Below are 23001 nucleotides of genomic sequence, written 5' to 3'. Positions count from 1 at the left end.
TCTCGGCGTTTGTGGGCCCACCTGGGCTCGAACCAGGGACCCACAGATTATGAGTCTGTTGCTCTAACCAACTGAGCTATGGGCCCGAAAAAAATCTCGAAGTGCAAAAGTATCAATTTGGTTTTAATAATCAAAATAATATTTTCATTTGTTTTTTATCATCTACTTTTATAAGAAAAATTACCTCTTTCATGAAATAAACCACCCTTATAATAAAAAAGCAATATTATTATGTCATTATATTAAGATAATAATTTTATCTTTGCGATTGAAATTTAACCAATTAAAGTATTAACTTAAAAAAATTACATTATGAAAAAAAATACATCTGTATTAGCACTTGCATTGTTTGCAGGAGCAATGTTTACATTTACTTCATGCAAAAAAGATTATTCTTGTGAATGCACTATAAGCGGACAACCTGTTTCTACTGCAACTTTTAAAGCTACAAAGAAAAAGGCAAAAACATCGTGCGAAGCTTTAAGTGATGCTACAATGGATATTGTATGCGCCATTAAATAATCAAAAATAAATAAAGAAGGGTGTTATTATATAATATAACGCCCTTTTTTATTTTAACTGCTGATTTTTATGTTTAAAAAAACATTTTGCATTTTCTTAAGTGTAATAATTGGATTATTCTTTATTCTATCCGCATATTTAAAGCTATATCCCATTGAAATTTTAGAATTAAAAATTGTGGACACAAATTTTTTTAACTGGTTTATATCTCCGTTTATTGCAAGGTTTGTTATTTTCATTGAATTGTTAATCGGAATTTTATTTATTTTAAATATTAAATTAAATAAAGTTACATACAAAGCCACAATAGTATTACTTATCTTTTTTACATTATACTTATTTGCAGAATTACTAATTTATGGAAACAATGGAAACTGCAATTGCTTGGGAAACGCAATGAAATTAACCCCAATTGAGTCAATTGTAAAAAACATAGTTTTAATTTTATTAATTATATTTTTATTAAATACAAATAACACTTCTGATTTTTTTGAAAAACATCGAAAATATTTATTGGTATTATTTAGCATTGCTGCTTTAACCACGCCATACATTTTAAATCCTGTTAATTTTTCATCATCTATTGTTAATAATGATGAAATTGGGTACAAGTTAGAACTTGAGCTTATTTATAAAAACACTAAAGTCGAAAAGCCAAAAGATGATTTAGCAAAAGGCAAAATAATTGTTGCTTTTCTTAGTTTAACTTGTCCTCATTGCAAAATAGCAGCATACAAACTACATATTATAAAAAAGAAAAATCCTAAAATTCCTATTTATTTCATATTAAATGGCGACAAAAAAGATTATAAAGATTTTTGGGCTGAAACACATGCCGAAGAAATACCACATAGTTTATTTTTAGGTAACGATTTTTTAAAATTAAGTGGTGTTCATATCCCTGCAATATTTTGGCTAAACAATGGCATTGTTGAAAACAAAGTAAAATATGTTTTCCTTAACCAATCTGATATTGAGAGATGGCTAAGTAGTGATAACGCTACAAAATAAGTTGCTCCCAATTTCCTTAAAATAATTTCGATTGTATTTCTTGTCTTTATTTTTTAAATTTGCATTTTTATTTAATAAAATCAGATAATGATAAATATTACTTTACCAAATAATACAGTTAGAGAGTATCCTGAAGGTATTACAGGAATGGACATTGCTTTAAGCATAAGCGAAGGGCTTGCAAGAAATGTATTGGCAGTAAAAGTCAATAATGAAATCTGGGATTTAACACGCCCCATCAATAATGATGCGAAAGTTACTTTATTTACTTGGAATGATGATGAAGGAAAAGCAACTATATGGCATTCTTCAGCACATATAATGGCAGAGGCAATTGAATTCTTTTATCCCGGTGTAAAATTCGGAATAGGTCCAAATATAGAAAGTGGATTTTATTACGACATTGATTTAGGCGATAAAACTATTTCGTCAGATGATTTTAAGAAGCTCGAAGATAAAATGCTTGAAATTGCAAAGCAAAAAAATAAATTTGTACGCAAAGAAATTTCAAAACAGGAAGCAATAAAATATTTTACTGAAAAGGGCGATGAATACAAGCTTGACTTACTTAAAGATTTAGAAGACGGAACAATTTCATTATACACAAGTGGTAATTTCACCGACCTCTGCCGCGGACCTCATTTAGCCGACACTTCTCAAATAAAAGCAATTAAATTATTAAATGTTGCCGGTGCATATTGGCGTGGTGATGAAACAAAAAAACAACTCACACGTGTTTATGGAATTACTTTTCCAAAGCAAAAAGAACTGACGGATTACCTTGTTTTACTTGAAGAAGCAAAAAAACGCGACCACAGAAAAATTGGTAAAGAACTTGAACTTTTCACATTTTCACAAAAAGTAGGTTTAGGCTTGCCATTGTGGTTACCTAATGGAACATCAATAAGAGAACGTCTAGAAAGTTTTCTGCGCATTGCTCAAAAAAAAGCGGGATATACTCCTGTTATGACTCCTCATATTGGCGGAAAAGAACTTTACATAACTTCAGGTCATTATGAAAAATATGGAGCTACTTCTTTTCAACCAATAAAAACACCTGTTGAAGGCGAGGAGTTTATGCTTAAGCCAATGAACTGCCCACATCATTGCGAAATTTATAAAAGCAAACCGCGTTCATATAAAGATTTGCCGTTGCGTCTTTCCGAATTCGGAACAGTATATCGCTACGAACAAAGCGGCGAATTGCATGGATTGACAAGAGTAAGAGGTTTCACACAGGATGATGCACATATATTTTGTACACCGGAGCAGGTAAAAAAAGAATTTGAAGGTGTAATTGACATTGTTTTTTATATTTTCAAAACTCTTGATTTCAAAGATTTCACAGTTCAGATTTCTTTGAGGGACCAAAATGACAAAGAAAAATATATCGGCACCGATGAAAACTGGGAAAAAGCAGAGAAAGCAATTATTGAAGTTACAGAAGAAAAAGGTCTGAAAGCAAAAATTGAAATCGGTGAAGCTGCATTTTACGGACCAAAGCTCGATTTCATGGTGAAAGATGCAATAGGCAGAAAATGGCAGCTTGGAACTATTCAGGTTGATTATAATTTACCGGAAAGATTTGAACTCGAATATACGGGAAGCGACAATACTAAATATCGCCCTGTGATGATACATCGCGCTCCGTTCGGTTCAATGGAGAGGTTTGTGGCAGTTTTAATTGAACACTGTGCCGGAAACTTCCCGCTTTGGCTTGCTCCTGTGCAAACAATAATTCTTCCAATCAGCGAAAAATTTAATGAATATTCAAAAAAAGTTTTAAATTTGCTGAATAATTACGATATTCGCAGCGAAATTGATGAAAGAGATGAAAAAATAGGCAAGAAAATTCGTGATGCTGAAATCGAAAAAGTTCCTTATATGCTTATAGTCGGTGAGAAAGAACAGGAAAATAATAACGTTTCTGTCAGAAAACATAAAGAAGGTGATTTAGGAATTTTTACTATTGAAAAATATGCCGAAATAATTAATAAAGAAATTAAAAACCTTTTAGAGAAATCTGAAAAATAAAAAATAATTAAACAGAGTATTAACTAAAAAAGGAGACAAAGTTATAGCAACAACATTTTTCAACAAAAACAAAGGAGACAATCGCTATCAGAGACGCGATAGCCGTTTTAAAAAAGAAGACGCACATAAAATAAATAACAGAATAACTGTTACACATGTCAGATTAGTCGGAAACAATGTAGAACAAGGAATAGTTCCGACAACAAGAGCTCTTGAAATAGCAAATGAGTTAGGCTTGGACCTTGTGGAAATTTCTCCAACTGCGAATCCTCCTGTTTGTAAAGTTATAGATTATAAAAAATTTCTTTACGAACAAAAGAAAAAACAGAAGGAATTGAAATCAAAAACAGCACAGGTAATTACAAAAGAATTGCGGTTTACACCTAACACCGATGAACACGATTTTAACTTCAAATTAAATCATGCAGTTAAATTCCTGAAAGAAGGAGCAAAAGTAAAAGCTGATGTGTTTTTTAAAGGTCGTTCCATACTTTACAAGGAACAAGGCGAAATAATACTTCTGAAGCTGGCAGCAGCTCTTGAAGAATGGGGAAAAGTAGAACAACTACCCAAACTTGAAGGAAAAAGAATGATGATGATAATTTCACCGAAAAAGAAATAAACTTAATTTTAATATATATGTTATTTTGAAAATCAACTAATATAATTTCTAATAAATAAAAAGAAAAAATAAATGCCAAAGACAAAATCAAAATCGAGCGTAAAAAAAAGATTTTCTTTAACAGCATCAGGAAAAGTTAAAAGAAAACATGCTTTCAAAAGCCATATATTAACCAAGAAAACAAAAAAGAGAAAACGTAATTTAACCAAGACCTCTACGGTTGATAAAGCAGATGCAAAAAATATTAAAGCAATGCTTTCAAAATAGAAAAATGGTTTGTTAAATTTTAGTATTAACCCGGTTACACAGCTAAAAAGATTTTCTGTTAAAAGGAAACGCTGGTTACCAAAAAACTCAAAAAAAATATGCCAAGGTCAGTAAATGCAGTTGCGGCACGCAACAAAAGAAAAAAAGTTCTGAAATTAGCAAAAGGTAATTTCGGAAAAAGAAAAAATGTTTGGACAGTAGCAAAAAACACTGTCGAAAAAGGTTTGCAATATGCTTATGCAGACAGAAAGAAAAAGAAAAGAAATTTCAGAGCACTATGGATTACCAGAATTAATGCAGGTGTCCGTCAGTACGGATTGTCATATTCTGAATTCATAGGCAAGCTTATAAAAGCAAACATAACGATAAACAGAAAAACACTTGCCGATTTGGCAATGAATGAACCCGCAGCTTTTAAAGCTATAGTGGATTCAGTAAAATAACAATAATAAAAAGCCACATATTCCCAATTAATGTATAGATGCCATCTTTTCGAAAGATGGCACCTATTTTATAAAACAATTTCAAATACGAAAATTTATTTCTGCTCTTTTAAAAATTCAAGCAAATCACTAATACTCATCTTTTTTTGTTCACCGCTTTTCATGTCTTTGAGAGTAATTGAATTGTTTTGCATTTCTTCGCTTCCGATAAGAGCAACAAAAGGAATTTTTTTGTTATCGGCATAACTCATTTGCTTTTTTAGTTTAGCGGATTCGGGGTAAAGCTCTGAACTTATTCCTGCATTTCTGATTTCGGAAATAATTTTTAAACAATATTTTTCTTCTTCTTTACCGAAATTTATAAAAAGAAGTTTTGTTGTAACACCAGATTTTTCGGGGAAAAGATTTAATTCTGTTAAAACATCATAAATTCTGTCGGCACCGAAAGAAATTCCCACACCAGAGACATCAGGCAATCCGAAAATTCCCGTTAAATCATCATAGCGACCGCCGCCGCAAATACTGCCAATTGCCGAATCTTTTGCTTTAACTTCAATAATTGTTCCAGTGTAATAATTTAATCCTCTTGCTAAATTCAAATCAAGTTCAATTTCGGATTTTATTGGAATTAAACTCATATAATTAAAAATAGATTCGGCTTCTTCAATGCCTTTCATGCCGGTTTCGGAATTTATTAAAATATCTTTAAGTTGTTTTATTCTTTCGCTTGTAATGCCTTTGATATTTATTACGGGTTTTAATTTTTCTATTGCTTCTTGACTTATTCCTTTATTTAAAAGTTCTTCAACAACTTTATCTAATCCTATTTTTTCGATTTTATCTATCGCAACAGTAATATCGGTAATCTTTTCTGGTTCGCCGATAATTTCGGCAATGCCGCTTAATATTTTTCTGTTGTTTATTTTAATTTTAACATTAATATCGATTTCATTAAAAATTTTATCAATAATCTGAATTAATTCAACTTCATTTAACAATGAGTTGCTGCCAATAACATCAACATCGCACTGAAAAAATTCCCTGTATCGTCCCTTCTGTGGTTTATCGGCACGCCACACCGGTTGGAGCTGGTACCGCTTAAAAGGAAAAGTAATTTCATTTTGCCTCATCACAACATAACGTGCAAAAGGAACTGTTAAATCATAACGCAGGGCTTTTTCGCAAATTTGCGCTCCGATTTTATTTTGATTTTTTTCTGATAAATCAACATTTTTAAGAAAATTTCCAGAATTAAGAATTTTAAAAATCAATCTGTCGCCCTCATCTCCGTACTTTCCGGTAAGTGTGGAAAGATTTTCCATTGCAGGAGTTTCAATTGGCATGTAGCCATAAAGTTGAAAAATCTTTTCAATTGTATTGAAAATATATTTTCGCTTTACAACTTCTTCGGGTGAAAAGTCGCGTGTTCCCTTAGGAATAGAAATATTTTTTATCATTTTAATTTTTTAAATTTATTCAACGACTCCTGAATTTTATTATTTGAAGCTTTAGCAAATCCGGCTTCATTAATAAATGCCTGCCCATCGGTAAGCACCCATTTAATAAGTTCCGAAGTAATGTCATCTGCTTTTTCTTTTTTAGTAATTATAAGAATATCTTCTGTCAACGCATGAGGATATCTTCCCTGAAAAATTGCTTTTAAAATGCTGTCTTTTCTGAAAGTATAATTTTCATTATCATCAAGTATTCCGTTTTCGTTTTTATCAATGGGAATGATTTTTATTCCTTCTTTTTCATACTTTGTTGAAGAAGCATAAGCGAGATTAAAACCGACATACCCAATTCCGCTCTTATCTTTTTCAACCGCAGAGAGCATATTATTTCCGCCAACAACTTTTGTTCCTTTCAAATCCGCTGTTTTTTTACCCAAAAAATCAGCCCATGCTTCAGCATCGGAACATTCATCTCCTCGAATATATGTATTTACAATATCTTTGTTTTTTGAATTTCCAAACGAACCCCAGTTAACATTGTTTCCGTTTATAAAAATATTCTCAAATTCCTTTTTACTGATTCCTTTATTTAACAGTGCTTCAACAACCTGATTTTCTGAATTTACAATACCAACCACTGCATCTTGTGCAAAGCAAAAAGAATTAATTTTTCTTTTTGCTTCACTTTGAGCCGAATTTACTGTAATCACCCCAATGTTTATCATCTCATTTAAAAGAGCACTTTCCACATACATATCCGCATCCATAGCAATGACATCAATTTTAATATTAGGATAATTTTTCATGAATTCTCCAGTTATATTTTTTATAAATGCACTTGTATTTTCTGCTGTTGCGATTGTTATATTTCCTTTAAGGTCTAACTTTTTTTTACTTCCCGATTTACATCCCAAAAATAAAAATACAGATATTGCTGTAATTGATATTAATATTTTTCTCATAGTATTTAAATTTTATATGTAATTGTAATTGCTGCTTATTATGATTGTTAAATTGTTTAATTGCTAAATTGTCGTTTTTTCCACACTTGCTTAGTTGATAATTGATTTTTTATTTTCGATGCTAAAATAATATTTTTTTGCAATTGTTTTGCCCTTTATTATATTTGTATCGGTATATTTTTTAAAATCGAACAATTTTGAACAGACGCTCCGAATACACGCGAGGCAGTCGGGCTCAATTAAGAGCAGCAGGAAACAGCCCTGTGGGACATAATTCTCACGGGGTTTATTTTTAAATTTATTAAAATGGATTTACAAAAGAAAAAAATTGGCGTAGCAAAATTATCTGTTATTTCAAACCTTACACTTGTTTTATTCAAGCTTGTTATCGGACTTATAATAGGTTCGGTTGCCGTAATTTCAGAAGCCATACATTCTGCAATCGATTTTTTGGCTTCAGTGGTTGCTCTTTTTGCTGTTAAAAAATCAAATCAACCACCAGATGATAAACATCCATTCGGACATGGTAAATATGAAAATATTTCAGGTGCAATAGAAGCGTTTTTGATTTTTGTTGCTGCCGGCTGGATAATTTCCGAATCTATCGACAAACTGTTGAACCCTTCGGGAATCGAAAAAATTCATCTGGGAATATTTATTATGCTGATTTCTTCAGCTGTTAACGTTTTCGTATCACGAAAACTATTTAAAATAGGTAAAGAAGCTGATTCAATTGCTCTGAAAGCTGATGCATGGCATTTACTGACTGATGTTTATACTTCACTGGGAGTTGGAGTTGGTTTAGGAATTATCGCAATAACAGGATATTTCTTTTCTGAAATAAATATAAACTGGCTTGACCCTGTAATTGCAATAGCTGTTGCATTATTTATAATTAAAGCAGCGTACGAACTGACAGTTCAATCTGTTAGCGGCCTACTTGACTCGAGTTTACCTAAAGAAGAAGAAATAAAAGTTATTGAAATTATTAATTCAATGCGTCCGAATATTTACAGTTTTCATAATTTCAAAACCCGAAAAGCAGGTGACGAAAGGTTTGTGGAATTTCATCTCATTGTTGATTCAAATATGACCGTTCAGAGTTCCCACGATATTTGCGATGAAATCACAAAAAGAATAAGAGAAAATTTTCCAAAAACCATGGTAATGATTCATACTGAACCATGCGATAATTCATGTAAAAAGAAATGTCTGGAAAATTGCAGGGTGAAAGAAAAAGAGCATTAAAATAAATTATTTTCTTGTTACAGAATCCCTCAACATTACGAGTCATCTTGCAATATTTCTGAATTTATCTATTGACTCAATAATATTTTTTAAACAATTATAATCTTTACTATTTATAAACATAATTGAGTGTCTTTTAATATTTGTTCTCTGAAAATTGATTTAATATATTTTTCTCTACATAAATCAACATCTATATTAAATTTTTCTGCCAAAATGTCGCCTTTAACGAGGATAAAAAAGTACCGGATGTATGACATTATAATAGTTGTTGCAAAACTAAAATAATTTGTTTAACAATTTTTAACAGAAGCAACAAAAGAAATGGAATTATTGTTGCGTTAATAATTTTATAAAAAATAATTTAAAATGAAAACCATGTTCAATAAAATTTTATTTACCTTTCTAATTGGGTTTATGGGAGGATTGTTTGCAATTGGTGCAGGCAAACATATCGAAAAAACACAAAGGATAAAAATGGGAATTCAACCCGAAGAAACTCATTTCTTCAAAGCAAATTATTCTATTTCTGACGGTAATTATCCTGATTTCACGAAAGCTGCCGAGATGTCGGTTCATGCTGTGGTGCATGTTAAAACGCAGTTTAGCCAAAATCACAATTATTATAATCCCTTTCCTGAAGGAGATCCCTTTCACGATTTTTTTAATGACAGAAATATAAATCCCTCACCAAAACCAGAAATGGGTAGCGGTTCTGGAGTGATAATTTCTGATGACGGTTATATTGTTACAAATAATCATGTCGTTAACAATGCTGACCAGATTGAAGTTACTCTCAATAACAAAAAAACATTTAAAGCGCAGATAATAGGAACCGACCCTATAACCGACCTTGCATTGCTAAAAATTGATGCCGTCGGTTTAAGTTACCTGCGATTCGGAAATTCTGACAGTTTGAAAGTCGGTGAGTGGGTTCTGGCAGTTGGCAATCCTTTTAATCTTACATCAACCGTTACGGCAGGTATTGTCAGTGCTAAAGGAAGAAATATCGGTGTCATGGGTGATGGTCCTGTTATCGAATCATATATACAGACTGATGCGGCAATAAATCCAGGCAACAGCGGAGGAGCTTTGGTGAATACAAAAGGAGAATTAGTAGGAATTAATGCGGCTATTGCTTCCAATACAGGTTCATACACAGGTTATTCTTTTGCAATACCAGTAAGCATAGTAAGAAAGGTTATGGATGATTTACTCAAATACGGTGCCGTTAAAAGAGCTTTGCTTGGCATAAACATAAAAAATATTGATTCTGGTTTGGCAGATGAAAAAGGGCTGAAAGAAACTGACGGTGTATATGTTGACGGAGTAAGCAACAATAGTGCTGCAGATTTGGCAGGTATTCGCAAAGGTGATGTTATACTTAAGATTAATGATATTAAAATTAGTAACACTTCCGAATTGCAGGAGCAGGTTTCTAAATTTCGTCCCGGAGACAGAATAAATGTTACAATAAAAAGAGATTCGGAAGAGCGGGTTATATCAGTAGTATTGAAGAATGAAAATGGTGATACTGAAATTGTAAAAAAAGAAAATTCGGAAATAATTTCAATGCTTGGTGCAACATTTGAACCTGTTACAAAAGAAGAAAAGAAGCGGCTCGGTATCGAAAGCGGAGTGAAAATAAAAAAAATAGATGGAGGTAAACTTCGTAATGCAGGCATAAGAGAGGGTTTTATAATCACTCTTATTGACAAAAAGCCGATAAATAACAAAGAAGATTTAAAACAATCATTTGAAAATAAAAAAGGTGGCATATTAATTGAAGGTGTTTATCCTAATGGAACAAGAGCATATTATGGTTTCGGACTATAATTTGCCTTAGATTGTGAATATTTAAAGATTTAAATTATAGTTTATTTAAATTAATGTTATTTATTGTATTGGATTAGTGAAGCTGGAAGTTAGATGTTGTATGTTTGAAATCCAACGAAGAGAGGCGAGTTTTTAGAGGTGCCCTAATGTTTATTTTATTATCGAATAAAATTTTGTTAATAACTTACTGAAAAGTTAACAATAAAATATTTGCAACAGCATTTAAAAAATTTCAAATTGCACGGATTTTTAAAATAACAGGTTTAATTAAAAAAAACAGAATACGGTATGCGCCAGCTCAAAATCACAAAATCAATTACCAACCGTGAAACTGCATCACTTGATAAATATTTACAGGAAATAGGAAGAGAAGGACTGCTTACTACGGAAGAAGAAGTTCTGCTTGCCCAAAAAATCAAAGCAGGCGATCAAATGGCATTGGAACGACTTACTAAGTCAAATCTTCGATTTGTAGTATCTGTTGCAAAACAATATCAAAATCAGGGTTTGAGTTTACCCGACCTTATCAATGAAGGAAACTTAGGGTTAATAAAGGCAGCAAAAAGATTTGATGAAACGAGAGGTTTTAAATTTATTTCTTATGCAGTATGGTGGATACGACAATCCATTTTGCAGGCATTAGCCGAACAATCGCGAATTGTTAGATTACCTTTAAATCAGGTGGGTTCATTAAACAAAATATCAAAAGAATCTTCAAAACTCGAACAAAAATTTGAAAGGACGCCAACTATTCCGGAACTTGCCGAAGCATTAGAAATACCTGAAGATAAAGTTGTGGATACTCTTAAAGTTTCAAACAGATATGTTTCCATGGATGCTCCATTGGTTCAGGAAGAAGATTCTAACTTGCTTGATGTTTATGTTTCGCCGGAAAATCAACCAACAGACAGCTTATTAATTACCGAATCATTGCAACAAGAAATTAAACGTTCACTTGCAACTTTAACAGATAAAGAAAGAGATGTCGTTAATTTATATTATGGAATCGGCAAAAATCATGGTTTAACGTTAGATGAAATCGGTGCAAAATTTGACCTTACCAGAGAAAGAGTACGACAGATTAAAGAAAAAGCAATAAGACGACTTAAACATACTTCACGAAGCAAATTGCTCAAAGCATATCTTGGGCAATAATAAAAAATCAAGAATCATTATTTTTCTATTTTTTTATAACAATCTTTACTGGAAGTTCTGACTCTGATTATATATGTGCCAGTTGAAAGTTTTAATTTCATATCCACCAATTCTTTTTTTGGCGTAAAAGATTTATATAATTTTCCATTCAAATCGTAAACATCAATCTTTTCTATAATTTCGTTAGATTCAACTTTAACGCCATAAGCTGTTTTAATAATATTTATTTTAAAATTTTCATCAATAATTGCTTTATTATTTTCTTCGCCCGGCAATTGATTATTAATTTGCCGAGAACCTTTATTACTATCTAAATCCTGTATTTTTGTATTTTGTGATTTTGTTGAAATAGCAATCAACAAAATACTTTGTAACAATAATATTTTTAATATTTTTTTTGATAAAATTCCCATGGTTTATAAATTCATAAATGTAAAAATAGAAAATAAAATTGAAATAAAATGATGTATGAGGAAAGAAGTATGAAGTAGGATTTTTATACATCGTATCTCATACTTCATATTAATAACTGATGACTTTTATTTTTATTATCACGCAAAAATAATTTCAATAATTTAAAATTAGTTTATTTTTACAAAAAGAATTAAAATATAACATGAATTTAAAAAAAATATCCGATTATTTAAGTCTCATAAAATTTGCACATACAATATTTGCATTTCCGTTTGCAATGCTCGGATATTTCTTGGGATTGCGGGCACAAAACTGGAAATTTGAGCCAATGGTTTTATTGTTAATAATGCTGTGTATGGTATTTGCAAGAAGTGCGGCAATGTCGTTCAACAGAATAATAGATTTAAAATATGATAAAGAAAATCCGCGTACACAAAACAGAGAACTGCCAAAAGAAGTTATTAAAATACGCTCTGCTTTATTTTTTTCTATTGCAACCTCGCTGTTATTTGTTGCAACAACTTTTTTAATAAATAAAATATGTTTTTACCTCTCACCCGTAGCGTTGATTATAATTTTAGGATACAGTTACACCAAGCGTTTTACTTCTTTATGCCACATTGTTTTGGGCTTGGGATTGTCGTTTTCTCCAATTGGTGCTTATCTGGCAGTTACAGAAAACTTCGGCGTTGTTCCTCTTTTATTATCTTTCGCAGTACTGTTTTGGGTTAGCGGTTTTGATGTAATATACGCATTGCAGGATAAAGATTTTGATTTAAAAAACAATTTGTATTCCATTCCCGCATCACTTGGAATTAAAAAGGCAATAAAATTTTCTGCTTTTCTGCATTTGCTATCTTCAACATTATTAATAATTATTGGCATATATGGTGATTTTGGAATATTTTACTGGCTTGGTACTTCAATATTTATTTTATGCATTGTTTACCAGCACAGATTAATTAAATCAGACGACCTGTCAAAAGTAAACGTTGCTTTTTTTACAATGAACGGCATTGCAGGTATTGTTTTTGCTGCTTTTGTTATAGTTGATATTTTAATAAAATTATGAATTAAGGTAAATAAAATTATTTTATTAATTTTGAACATTAATTTAATAATACCTCAACCGGTAAAAAAATAACTTTTGCTGAAATAAAATTGTTAAATTGTTTTATTGATAAACTGTTATATGTAAACCATAAGCAATAATGTAAAATATAAAAATAACAATTTGGCAATTTATAATATAATAAAAATCACAAACAATAATTTCTTTTATATGAGAAAAATAACTTTCACATTCATTTTTGCCTTATCAATATTTTTTAATGTATCGGGGCAAACATCTAATTCCGGCGGAGTTGACGCTCAATTAGCCGAGAAGCTGTATAATGAGGGAATAAAAAACTTTGAAGCAAAAGAATATCAAAAAGCAATCATGAATTTCGATAATGCGATAGGGCAAAAACCGGCATTAATAAAAGCTCTTTTCAACAGAGGAAGCGTAAAAATGGAAATCAAAGATTATAAAGGAGCAATCGAAGATTTCGATAAATATATTTCAAGCGATTCCACTTATGCTAAAGCATATTTTAACAGGGGACTTGCAAAAAATTACATAAATGACAAACAGGGAGCAATAAATGATTTTACAAAAGCAATAAACAAAGACCTCATGTATCCACAGGCATTTTATTACAGGGGCACTATTAAATTTGAGAAAAATGATTTAAAAGCCGCTTTGTCAGATTTTAATGCCGCAATAAATTGGAATCCCGAATATGCTTATGCATACAATGACAGAGGGAGTGTAAAAAAACAACTCGAGGATTATAACGGAGCTTTGGAAGATTATAAAAAAGCCATTTCAATAAATCCAAAAATATCTTTTTTTTATGATAATATTGCCGGTGTTTTCAGGAAACTCAATAAGAATGATGATGCCATGACAAATTACAACACGGCAATAAATTTAAAATCCGATTATTATATTGCTTATGACAACAGGGGATCCCTGAAATTTGAAATGAAAGATTTCAAAGGTGCTGTCGATGATTATTCGGAAGCAATAAAAATAAATCCGCAATATTCATTTGCATTCAACAACAGAGGCAATGCAAAATACAAACTCGAAGATTACAAAGGAGCTATTGCAGATTTCGACCAAGCGATAAAAATAAATGCAGAATACGGAAATGCTTATTTGAACAGAGCAATTGCAAAGGAAATGATACGCGACAACGATGGAGCATGCAAGGACTGGGAAAGAGCTTTTTCTCTCGGTATTACTGTTGCTGAAAATTATCTTAAACAACAATGTAATTATAGTCCGACAAATACAAATACTAATACTAAAACAAAGAATAAAAAATAAAAAAATATTTTCCACGTTCGTATTAATTTTTTAAAATGATACAAAAGAGTATTGAGGAAATAAACGAAAAAATCAAAAAAGGTAAAGCGGTTATAATGACTGCCGATGAAATTATTGATTTTGTTGCCGAAAAAGGAATTAAAAAGGCGGTAAAAGAAGTTGATGTTGTTACCACAGCCACATTCGGTCCTATGTGTTCAAGTGGAGCATTTTTAAATTTCGGTCATTCCGACCCTCCTATAAAAATGGCAAAAGTATGGCTCAACGATGTACCTGCTTATGCCGGTCTTGCTGCCGTTGATGCATATATCGGAGCAACCGAACTTTCCGAAACCAAAGGAATGGAATATGGCGGAGCGCACGTTATCGAAGACCTGATAAAAGGAAAAAACATTAAGCTGCGCGCAAAATCTCAAGGAACCGATTGTTACCCTTTAAAAGAAATAACAACATTTATTAATAAAAATAACATAAATCAGGCATTTCTTTTTAATCCGCGGAATGCATATCAGAATTATGCAGCGGCAACGAATTCAAGCGATAAAACAATATATACATATATGGGAACTTTGCTTCCCGATTATGGAAATGTAACATATTCAACAAGCGGTCAGCTCAGCCCTTTGCTCAACGACCCCGAATACAGAACCATTGGCATTGGCACCAGAATTTTTATAGGCGGAGCACAAGGATATGTTGCATGGGAGGGCACGCAGCACAATCCCGAACAAAATCGCGGAACAAACGGTGTGCCTCTTGGAGCTGCCGGTACTCTCACATTAATAGGTGATTTAAAACAAATGAATACTAATTTTATCAGGGCGGCAGTATATGAAAAATATGGCGTTAGTATTTTTATTGGTGTTGGTATTCCTATTCCAATATTAGATGAGGATATTCTTGAAAAAACAACAATAAAGGATAGTCAGATATTTACAAGTGTTTTTGATTATAGTGTTCCCAGCCGGAAACGTCCTGCAATACGAAGCGTTTCATATCAGGAACTAAGAAGCGGAAGTATTGAATTAAAAAACAGAAAAGTTTCTACTGCTCCTCTGTCAAGTTTAAAGGTTGCAAGAGAAATAGCTCAGCTATTAAAAAAACAAATTGCAAAGGGCAGTTTCATATTAACTCTGCCGGTTGCCCGTCTGCCATTGAAAAATAAAATGAATACTTTAGATGTAAGAGGAGGTGATGATGAGTAAAATTAAAATATGTCTGTACTTTCCACCGAATAAAGTTACAGTGCCATTATCTTATTATTTGATTAAAGATTATGATTTGCAATTGAACATACTTCATGCCGATATAGATTTAACCAAAACCGGCAAATTGATAATGGATATTATAGGTGACAAAAAAAATATTGAAAAAGGATTGAAATATATTGAAAAGCAGGGAATAAAATATAAAATATTTAATAAAACAATTATCTGGCAAGAGGATAAATGTATTCATTGCGGTGCATGTACTGCTGTTTGTCCGTCTGGTGCTTTAAAGCTCGGTGCTGTTGATTGCATGCTTACTTTCGATAAGGAAGAATGCATGGTTTGCGAACTTTGTATAAAATCCTGTCCTCTGAATGTTATGAGTATTGCTTTCTGATTAAGGACTTTCAACTTTAATTTTCAATAATAAATGTTTCAAAAGCGTTTCTATCGTGATAATTTCAAAGGTGATGGAATTATTTTTTTTAATGTATGTGTGAACGAAACCGATTTGTGCATTGGGGCAAATGTAAACTTATATGAAAAGGCACTTGAACTTGTAAAATTCTACAGAAAACAAATTGAAGAATACATTAAAATTGATTCTGCTTTTTTAACTTCACTCACACCAATAAAACCAAAGCCGTATCCGCAATACAAAGCATCTGAAAATTCGCCACCCTTTAGGGATAGGGGTAAAGCGAATTTTCAGATATTGGAAGTGCCTTATATAATAAAAAAAATGTGTGAGGTAGCAGAAAAAACCGATGTTGGACCAATGGCTGCTGTTGCCGGAGCAATAAGTGAATTAGTAGGAATTGAATTATTAAAATACTCCGATGAAATAATTGTTGAAAACGGAGGCGATATTTTTATTAAAACAAATAAACCGCGCAAAATAGGAATATATGCAGGCAATTCACCATTCAGCGAAAAAATTGCCGTTCAGATTGAACCCGAAAATACACCCGCAGGAATCTGCACATCTTCAGGAACAGTAGGACATTCATTGAGTTTCGGCAAAGCCGATGCAGCAGTTATAATTTCCAAAGATACTTTCTTAGCCGATGCTCTCGCAACTGCCACAGGAAATATTATTAAAACAAAAGACGACATTCAAAAAGCATTAGATTTTGCTGCCGGCTATAAAGATGTTAAAGGTGTGTTAGTAATAATAAATGATACAATAGGAATAAAGAAAAATATTAACCTTGTAAAACTATAAATTAAAAAGTTATATATTTGTATGTTAAAATTCTAAACTAGATTAGTTATGATAAAATATCTTGCTATTTCTTTTCTTTTGGTTTTAAGTTTGTCTGGTATCAAGGTCTATTCACAGAATATTGAATTTGAAAAAGAAAATTTCCCGGATAAAAAAAATGAACTTAAAGAAATAAAAGCCACGATTACTGAAGGCGATAAATATTACGACTTAGGCGGCGGTTATTTTAAAAATGCACTTAAGTTTTATGAAAAAGCTTATAATTTTAATCCTTCAAATGCTTTGCTTAATTATAAAATAGCAAAATGCGAGCTTAATTCTTACGAAAAAACCAAAGCGATTTTTTACCTCAACAAAACTCTGAAGCTTGACAGCGGTATTATTTCCGACATTTATTTTTTACTAGGACAAGCATACCAGTATAAGATGAAATGGGATTCAGCAATTACCATTTATAATAAATATCTGCGAAAGGCATTACCTCTTGAATTAGCTGCAAATAAAAAAGAAGCAGAAAAAAGAATTGAAGAATGCAAATACGGAAAAGAACTTACAGAACATTCAACGAAAATTTTTATTGACAACCTTAGCAAAGATATCAATTCTCAATATGACGATTACGGAGTTGTGATAAATGCTGATGAATCTGCTTTGATGTTCACTTCACGCCGTGCTAATTGCACAGGTGGTAAGATTGACCCTAAGCTGAATGTTTATTACGAAGATATTTTTATTTGCAAAAATGGAAATGGCAAATGGTTAAAACCAGAAAACCCCGGAGAACCTTTAAATACTGAATTTCATGATGCCACCGTCGGTCTTTCTGTTGACGGACAAAAACTTTTAATTTATAAAAGTGATAACGACGGCGATATTTTTGAGTGCAAGCTTACCGGTGATAAATGGGGACAGCCGTATATACTTAATGATAATATAAACACCAAATATCACGAATCTTCTGCTTCATTATCTTACGATGGCAAAACTCTTTATTTCGTAAGCGACAAACCTGGAGGGTACGGAGGAAGAGACATATACATGAGCAAACTAAACGATAAAGGAATTTGGGGTGAAGCCGTAATACTTGGACCAACCATCAACACTGCTTATGATGAGGAATCGGTTTTTATTCACCCTGACGGAAAAACACTTTATTTCAGCTCCAAAGGACACAAAACAATGGGTGATTATGATATTTTCTATTCAGTTTATGAAAATGGTCTTTGGTCTGAACCTGTGAATCTTGGTTATCCTATTAATTCTCCTTACGATGATGTTTTCTTTGTTTTATCGGCAAGTGCCCAACATGGCTATTTTGCATCCAACAGGGAAAACGGATTTGGTGATATGGATTTATATAAAATGACATATTTTAAAGAAAAAAATCTTGCTAATAAATCCGAGGAAAACGGTTCCGATTCAAGTAAACTTGCATCAGAGTATTCATTTGAACTTAAAAACAAGCTCTATCTTATAAAAGGCGAGGTTTTAGACGAAACAACAAAGCAACCAATTCCTGCAACCATAGAAGTTGTTGATAACGAGAAAAACGAAGTTATTGCTTCTTTTGAAGCCAATAGCCAGACAGGAAAATATTTAGTTTCATTACCTTCAGGAAAAAACTACGGAATGGCTATTAAAGCCGATAATTATCTGATTGAATCTGAAAATTTTAATATTCCTTCAGATGCCGATTATACTGAGGTTATGAAGCACTTTACCATGAAAAAAGTTGAAGTCGGAAAAAAAGTTGTTTTAAACAACATATTCTTTGATTTCGACATGAGCATTCTGAAAAAAGAATCAATATCGGAACTTGAAAGAATAATTGAGTTTCTTAATAAAATGCCCAAAGTAAAAATCGAAATATCAGGGCATGCCGACAATGTCGGTTCTGATGGATACAATCAGCGGCTTTCAGAAGAGCGTGCAAAAGCTGTAGTCGAATATCTGGAAAAAAGAGGAATTAATAAAGACCGCCTGAGTTTCATAGGTTATGGGCGAAAACAACCACAGGCATCAAACGATACCGAAGAGGGAAGAAAACTTAATCGCCGTACCGAATTTAAAGTTACTGCAAAATAATTTTAATCTGCATTATTCTAAACCCCATAATAAATTTGCCACAGATTAATATAATCTGCGAACCTGTGGCATGTTATTTCCACAAATTCTAAAAAAAATAAATGCAAAAAAATAAAAGTTTTGCCCGCTAAGATTTGTAAAATAAGAGAGTTTCATAAAAAATATTTTATTTTTGAAAACTATTATTAAATCAGGAAAAATCATGAATAAAAATATCAAATCGCAGGAAGAGCTTAATCACGAGGATACAGCACGATTAGTAATTGATTATTTTCACCTGACCATGATGCACTATGCAATGTGGTATGCTGAAGTTCAACATAAGTTTGGCAGAGATAAGGCACAGGAGATTCTTAAAGAAACTTACAAAAAAAGCTATGGCATACAAATGAAACGGTTATCCGAAATTTTAGGTTTTGAAATGAAAAATGATATTCCCTCGCCATTGTTAAATATGCCAAAAGAAAAGCTTGATGAATTAAAAGAAAAGGTTGCTGTTAATTGGCTTGCAAATGATGGGGTGTGGTTTCAGACAGTGGAATTTTCAAAAGGAATGAACGATGCAAAACGATGTAACGATTCCTGTTGGGCACAATTTTCTCCTTTTGAAGCATGCTCAATAAAACGATTTTTAAATCTTCCTGAAAATTCGGGGATGGAAGGATTGAAAAAAGCTTTGCAGTTCCGCCTGTATGCAACTATCAACAAACAATCCATTACTGAAGAAACATCTACAAGTTTTGTTTTTCAAATGAATGACTGCAGAGTGCAATCCGCCAGAAAACGCAAAGGTCTGGATGACTATCCATGTAAATCAGGCGGATTAATTGAATATTCTTCTTTTGCAGAAACTATTGATACAAATATTAAAACCGAATGTATATGTTGTCCTCCCGATAAACACCCCGAAGAATGTTATTGCAAATGGCGTTTTATTTACATTTAATATAAACTGAAAACCAGCTTTTTCGTCAATTGTCATAACAATTGTTAATAATTATATCATTTCAAAGTTCAAATTTGTTTTTGTTCTTTTGTTTTTTTTTGATATTTTTGAATAATAAAGTAGTTTTCTTTTTGGTAAATTTATGAAAACATTAAAATTTCCGATAATACTGTTTGTATTTTTTAATTTTACTTTATTTTGCAAAGCACAATCTCCAAACGATTTGCTTGACGAGAGTAATGTTAATTTAAAATTCCTTGAACACCTCGTTAAACTTGAAATTGACAGCGTAAGGCAGTCGAAGCGACTAAATACATTGCTGAACGACTCCATACTTTACCTTGCTGCAAGCGACCATGTGAATTATCTAAATGAGAAAAATAAGCTAAGTCATTTCCAATTCGGGAATAAAGAAAAAAAAGCCCCATGGAACAGGGTTAATTATTATGGAGGGAAATATGCTCTTGTTGGTGAAAATGCTATTCTTATTTATATCAATACTCCAACAACATATAAACACGAAAAAAAGAAAGGTATAACCACAACACACGTGGTTTCTACATATAAACAGGCAGCTAACGATATTATGCTCGGCTGGGTTAATTCGCCCGGACATTATGCAAATATTATAACTAAAGGATACAAAATCACCGGTGTTGCTTTGTCGTACAACAGCAAAGAAAAAGTAATTCACGGAGTGCAGGTTTTTGGCGGGGTTGATGACTCATACAGCTATAAAGAAAATCCCGCGATGTTTCCTTTTGAAGGTAAAGTTTCTTATGATGCTGTTTCTTATAAACCGAAAAAAAATATACCAAAGTCCCATAAAAAACATGCATGGAAACTCAAACCTGCCGACAATTCCGAAGATTGCGAAAACTGCAAATATGCCGGATTATATTGGTATAATTGCAGAATCAAACTTGAAAAAGATTCAATTTTTATTTTGTTCAGCGACCCCTCTATAATCAACCGTCTTATTGTTGACAGCAAAGATGGATTTGCCCTTGAGTTTGTAAATTTTAAAAATATATATTCATGCGATTTGCAGGATGACAAGGTAATTCCTTCAAGAGAAAATGGCGGATGTATTTTTAACGGAAAAGTTTCTATGCCGATTTACAGCAAAGATATCCTCGACAAAATTGATGTCAAGAAAATGCAAAACAAAAAAGGAAAGTCAAAAGAAAAATGGACAAAAATACCCCTGTGCAAAGCACCAAACTATTTACTTGAAGAAAAAACAGAAATAAATATATTAATCATAAAAAACAAAAAAGTTTGCGACATAATTCCAACTCAGCAAATTTGCGGTCAGTTGTGGTCGCCAAAAGGTGAAGCAATAAATTATTTGTATAATACTTATGATGCTTTAACAGGTAAGTATAAGCCGACAGTAAAAACTTCAAACATAACTTTCAAAGCGGTATTTGAAAAAAATAAATATAATTTTGATGAAACCAGCTTAGCTCCATTGTTCGATTCAATAAAGGAATACGATTATGAAGTTATTAATGCGGAAATTGATGCGTATGCAAGTATTGAAGGAACGCATGAAATAAACGAACGACTTTTCAATATGCGTGCATCGGAACTTATATCTACTCTTGAAAAAAATCAGGACACTGTTATTTCCCTTAAAATTATTGCAAAAGAAAATTGGGATATGCTAAAGCAGCAGATAAAAAATACAAAATATGAATTTCTGATAGATAAAGATACTACTGAAATAAGAAAATATGTGAATGAAAATTCCGACGAGATGGAGCCGCTTCTTGCCCAACAACGCTACGCATACCTCAAGCTAACGGTAAAACCTAAAATAAGCGAAAGAAATATTGATGAGCTTGCACTTGCTGATTATAAAAAAATAATTCCTTCAAAAGAAAAACTAAGCAAAGAGAAAGATGTTTGCATGCCGTGTCTTAAAAAAGCTGAAATCATACAATTATTCCTTTTAGACAGGTACCTGAAAAGTTCAAAAAAAGAACTCATTGACGCAAACCTTATAGTTCCTGATGATGCGAGATTTTATAATTTGCAGTTTAATAAAGTTATGTTCGATTATCTTTTTGCGGAAAATAAAATCAGCGACGATTCACTTTGGTACTGGCTGAAAAAACTATACGACCAAAAAACCAATGACTCGAAAATTAATTATAATTACAAAGCGTTCCTTTTTAATAACAGGGACAACGAAGATTATGCAAAATTTCTTTCACAGGATTTTATTTCTGACTTATTGTCAAAATCAGAAATATTGAAAGCCCGTCCGGATAACATGAGAAAGCTTTTGCTTCTTTATAATTTTTCAAAAGCAAACGATGCTTATAACAAAACTCCAGACAAAATTAAAGGCATAGAAAGTTCGCTTGATTACATTTACAAATATTACGAAAATAATGATGAGGATGATGAAGCTTTGTTGTCGCTGGCAAAATATTTCATAATGTTTGAGAAATACAATTATTCACTGTATTACCTTGAAAAAATGCTCAACCGCGATGAACCAAATCAGATTGCTCTTACATTTTACCTGAAAATAAAATATCTGCTCTCCGATAAAAATGACAGAAGTGAAATTCTACAGATGATTATTGATTCAGAGGAAATACTTACCGATACCGAATGGTGCAATATGTTTATCGGTCCGTGCAATATTAACACTCAAATATTCGAAAACGAAACTCTGCGAAGAATGTATTGCGAAAAATGCAGGAAATCCAATGATTTGAATAATGAAAAATAATTATAAAAATTAGAATTTGGGATTTACGATTTAGATTTTTTTTTACTAATGACCAATGACTAATGACTGAACATCATGGCGCTGTTTATAAAGTTATATGAGGAGAATCTCGAAACAAGGCAGGTTCGGAAAATTGCAGAATGTCTGCAAAACGGCGGTATTATTATTTATCCAACCGACACGATTTATGGTATCGGTTGTGATATTTTCAATCGTAAAGCCGTTGAACGAATTGCACAAATCAAAGGTGTGAGACCTGAAAAAGCAAATTTCTCTTTTATATGTTACGATTTAAGCCACATTTCCGATTACACCCGACAACTCAGTACGCCTATATATAAACTCTTGAAAAAAGCACTACCCGGACCATTTACCTTTATTTTAAATGCAAGCAATAAGGTGCCGAAAATTTTCGAATCGAAGAAAATAACTGTAGGTATTCG

The 23001-nt window shown here is 32.2% G+C and carries 21 protein-coding genes and 1 tRNA gene; 18 read left to right on the top strand and 4 right to left on the bottom strand.

What is annotated here, in order from left to right:
- Nucleotides 1–12 precede the first annotated feature (12 nt).
- Nucleotides 13–86, bottom strand: a tRNA-Ile gene (locus WC223_11670).
- A gap of 226 nt (nucleotides 87–312) precedes the next feature.
- Here WC223_11670 and WC223_11665 point away from each other — a divergent pair.
- From WC223_11665 to rplT, 6 genes are all read left to right on the top strand, one after another.
- Nucleotides 313–522, top strand: a complete 210-nt coding sequence (locus tag WC223_11665; protein MFA6924896.1) for a hypothetical protein — start codon at nucleotides 313–315, stop codon at nucleotides 520–522.
- A 69-nt stretch (nucleotides 523–591) separates the two neighbouring features.
- Nucleotides 592–1533: a MauE/DoxX family redox-associated membrane protein gene (locus WC223_11660; GenBank protein ID MFA6924895.1), complete on the top strand. Its 942-nt coding sequence runs from the start codon at nucleotides 592–594 to the stop codon at nucleotides 1531–1533.
- Between the two features lie 87 nt (nucleotides 1534–1620).
- The gene (gene thrS / locus WC223_11655; protein ID MFA6924894.1) at nucleotides 1621–3567 is read left to right on the top strand and encodes a threonine--tRNA ligase; all 1947 of its coding nucleotides are present in this window, start codon (nucleotides 1621–1623) and stop codon (nucleotides 3565–3567) included.
- Between the two features lie 43 nt (nucleotides 3568–3610).
- A complete protein-coding gene (infC, locus tag WC223_11650) occupies nucleotides 3611–4189 on the top strand; it encodes a translation initiation factor IF-3 (protein ID MFA6924893.1) in 579 nt (192 codons plus the stop codon).
- Nucleotides 4190–4261: 72 nt separating this feature from the next.
- Entirely contained in the window at nucleotides 4262–4456 is a 195-nt protein-coding gene (gene rpmI / locus WC223_11645; protein MFA6924892.1) for a 50S ribosomal protein L35, read from the top strand.
- Between the two features lie 98 nt (nucleotides 4457–4554).
- On the top strand, nucleotides 4555–4899 hold the full coding sequence (rplT, locus tag WC223_11640) for a 50S ribosomal protein L20 (protein ID MFA6924891.1): 345 nt from the start codon (nucleotides 4555–4557) through the stop codon (nucleotides 4897–4899).
- Between the two features lie 95 nt (nucleotides 4900–4994).
- On the opposite strand, the gene hisS is transcribed toward rplT, so the two are convergent.
- Both hisS and WC223_11630 read right to left on the bottom strand, forming a co-directional pair.
- Nucleotides 4995–6356 carry a histidine--tRNA ligase gene (gene hisS / locus WC223_11635; GenBank protein MFA6924890.1) on the bottom strand — a complete coding sequence of 454 codons (1362 nt, stop codon included), beginning with the start codon at nucleotides 6354–6356 and terminating at the stop codon, nucleotides 4995–4997.
- Nucleotides 6353–7315: a substrate-binding domain-containing protein gene (locus WC223_11630; GenBank protein MFA6924889.1), complete on the bottom strand. Its 963-nt coding sequence runs from the start codon at nucleotides 7313–7315 to the stop codon at nucleotides 6353–6355. The genes hisS and WC223_11630 overlap by 4 nt, the downstream gene beginning before the upstream one ends.
- Nucleotides 7316–7621: 306 nt before the next feature.
- Here WC223_11630 and WC223_11625 point away from each other — a divergent pair, with 306 nt between their 5' ends.
- From WC223_11625 to WC223_11615, 3 genes are all read left to right on the top strand, one after another.
- On the top strand, nucleotides 7622–8563 hold the full coding sequence (locus WC223_11625) for a cation diffusion facilitator family transporter (protein ID MFA6924888.1): 942 nt from the start codon (nucleotides 7622–7624) through the stop codon (nucleotides 8561–8563).
- A 378-nt stretch (nucleotides 8564–8941) separates the two neighbouring features.
- Complete coding sequence (locus tag WC223_11620; GenBank protein MFA6924887.1) at nucleotides 8942–10399, top strand: Do family serine endopeptidase; 1458 nt, start codon at nucleotides 8942–8944, stop codon at nucleotides 10397–10399.
- 288 nt (nucleotides 10400–10687) lie between these two features.
- The gene (locus WC223_11615) at nucleotides 10688–11554 is read left to right on the top strand and encodes an RNA polymerase sigma factor RpoD/SigA (protein ID MFA6924886.1); all 867 of its coding nucleotides are present in this window, start codon (nucleotides 10688–10690) and stop codon (nucleotides 11552–11554) included.
- 17 nt (nucleotides 11555–11571) lie between these two features.
- Here WC223_11615 and WC223_11610 read toward each other — a convergent pair whose 3' ends face one another.
- Entirely contained in the window at nucleotides 11572–11967 is a 396-nt protein-coding gene (locus WC223_11610; GenBank protein ID MFA6924885.1) for a T9SS type A sorting domain-containing protein, read from the bottom strand.
- 203 nt (nucleotides 11968–12170) lie between these two features.
- Here WC223_11610 and WC223_11605 point away from each other — a divergent pair, with 203 nt between their 5' ends.
- From WC223_11605 to WC223_11565, 9 genes are all read left to right on the top strand, one after another.
- Nucleotides 12171–13040: a UbiA-like polyprenyltransferase gene (locus WC223_11605; GenBank protein ID MFA6924884.1), complete on the top strand. Its 870-nt coding sequence runs from the start codon at nucleotides 12171–12173 to the stop codon at nucleotides 13038–13040.
- A 210-nt stretch (nucleotides 13041–13250) separates the two neighbouring features.
- Nucleotides 13251–14345, top strand: coding sequence for a tetratricopeptide repeat protein (locus WC223_11600; protein ID MFA6924883.1), 1095 nt, complete (start codon nucleotides 13251–13253; stop codon nucleotides 14343–14345).
- A 35-nt stretch (nucleotides 14346–14380) separates the two neighbouring features.
- Complete coding sequence (locus WC223_11595) at nucleotides 14381–15550, top strand: homocysteine biosynthesis protein (protein ID MFA6924882.1); 1170 nt, start codon at nucleotides 14381–14383, stop codon at nucleotides 15548–15550.
- The gene (locus WC223_11590) at nucleotides 15540–15950 is read left to right on the top strand and encodes an NIL domain-containing protein (GenBank protein ID MFA6924881.1); all 411 of its coding nucleotides are present in this window, start codon (nucleotides 15540–15542) and stop codon (nucleotides 15948–15950) included. Before WC223_11595 ends, WC223_11590 begins: the two co-directional genes overlap by 11 nt.
- 33 nt (nucleotides 15951–15983) lie before the next feature.
- Nucleotides 15984–16778: a UPF0280 family protein gene (locus tag WC223_11585; GenBank protein MFA6924880.1), complete on the top strand. Its 795-nt coding sequence runs from the start codon at nucleotides 15984–15986 to the stop codon at nucleotides 16776–16778.
- Nucleotides 16779–16826: 48 nt separating this feature from the next.
- Nucleotides 16827–18863 (top strand): OmpA family protein, encoded by a 2037-nt coding sequence (locus WC223_11580; GenBank protein MFA6924879.1) that lies wholly within the window; start codon nucleotides 16827–16829, stop codon nucleotides 18861–18863.
- A gap of 172 nt (nucleotides 18864–19035) precedes the next feature.
- On the top strand, nucleotides 19036–19809 hold the full coding sequence (locus WC223_11575; GenBank protein ID MFA6924878.1) for a DUF6125 family protein: 774 nt from the start codon (nucleotides 19036–19038) through the stop codon (nucleotides 19807–19809).
- 142 nt (nucleotides 19810–19951) lie between these two features.
- Entirely contained in the window at nucleotides 19952–22558 is a 2607-nt protein-coding gene (locus WC223_11570) for a CAP domain-containing protein (GenBank protein ID MFA6924877.1), read from the top strand.
- Nucleotides 22559–22633: 75 nt separating this feature from the next.
- A partial coding sequence (locus WC223_11565; protein ID MFA6924876.1) for a Sua5/YciO/YrdC/YwlC family protein occupies nucleotides 22634–23001 on the top strand: 368 nt, incomplete at its 3' end.

This window comes from Bacteroidales bacterium (assembly GCA_041671145.1).
In the GTDB taxonomy this organism is placed as follows: domain Bacteria; phylum Bacteroidota; class Bacteroidia; order Bacteroidales; family JAHJDW01; genus JAQUPB01.
Note: the sequence above shows the minus strand (reverse complement) of the source record. Positions and strands in the feature narration are given on the sequence as shown.

Excerpts from the sequence above, each read along its gene's own strand:
- WC223_11585 (MFA6924880.1), top strand. The coding sequence starts at position 15,984 with ATGTTTCAAAAGCGTTTCTATCGTGATAATTTCAAAGGTGATGGAATT.
- WC223_11620 (MFA6924887.1), top strand. The coding sequence starts at position 8,942 with ATGTTCAATAAAATTTTATTTACCTTTCTAATTGGGTTTATGGGAGGA.
- WC223_11615 (MFA6924886.1), top strand. The coding sequence starts at position 10,688 with ATGCGCCAGCTCAAAATCACAAAATCAATTACCAACCGTGAAACTGCA.
- rplT (MFA6924891.1), top strand. The coding sequence starts at position 4,555 with ATGCCAAGGTCAGTAAATGCAGTTGCGGCACGCAACAAAAGAAAAAAA.
- WC223_11665 (MFA6924896.1), top strand. The coding sequence starts at position 313 with ATGAAAAAAAATACATCTGTATTAGCACTTGCATTGTTTGCAGGAGCA.
- WC223_11580 (MFA6924879.1), top strand. The coding sequence starts at position 16,827 with ATGATAAAATATCTTGCTATTTCTTTTCTTTTGGTTTTAAGTTTGTCT.
- rpmI (MFA6924892.1), top strand. The coding sequence starts at position 4,262 with ATGCCAAAGACAAAATCAAAATCGAGCGTAAAAAAAAGATTTTCTTTA.
- WC223_11630 (MFA6924889.1), bottom strand. The coding sequence starts at position 7,315 with ATGAGAAAAATATTAATATCAATTACAGCAATATCTGTATTTTTATTT.
- WC223_11660 (MFA6924895.1), top strand. The coding sequence starts at position 592 with ATGTTTAAAAAAACATTTTGCATTTTCTTAAGTGTAATAATTGGATTA.
- WC223_11625 (MFA6924888.1), top strand. The coding sequence starts at position 7,622 with ATGGATTTACAAAAGAAAAAAATTGGCGTAGCAAAATTATCTGTTATT.
- WC223_11610 (MFA6924885.1), bottom strand. The coding sequence starts at position 11,967 with ATGGGAATTTTATCAAAAAAAATATTAAAAATATTATTGTTACAAAGT.
- WC223_11600 (MFA6924883.1), top strand. The coding sequence starts at position 13,251 with ATGAGAAAAATAACTTTCACATTCATTTTTGCCTTATCAATATTTTTT.
- WC223_11590 (MFA6924881.1), top strand. The coding sequence starts at position 15,540 with ATGATGAGTAAAATTAAAATATGTCTGTACTTTCCACCGAATAAAGTT.
- hisS (MFA6924890.1), bottom strand. The coding sequence starts at position 6,356 with ATGATAAAAAATATTTCTATTCCTAAGGGAACACGCGACTTTTCACCC.
- WC223_11605 (MFA6924884.1), top strand. The coding sequence starts at position 12,171 with ATGAATTTAAAAAAAATATCCGATTATTTAAGTCTCATAAAATTTGCA.
- WC223_11570 (MFA6924877.1), top strand. The coding sequence starts at position 19,952 with ATGAAAACATTAAAATTTCCGATAATACTGTTTGTATTTTTTAATTTT.
- WC223_11595 (MFA6924882.1), top strand. The coding sequence starts at position 14,381 with ATGATACAAAAGAGTATTGAGGAAATAAACGAAAAAATCAAAAAAGGT.
- thrS (MFA6924894.1), top strand. The coding sequence starts at position 1,621 with ATGATAAATATTACTTTACCAAATAATACAGTTAGAGAGTATCCTGAA.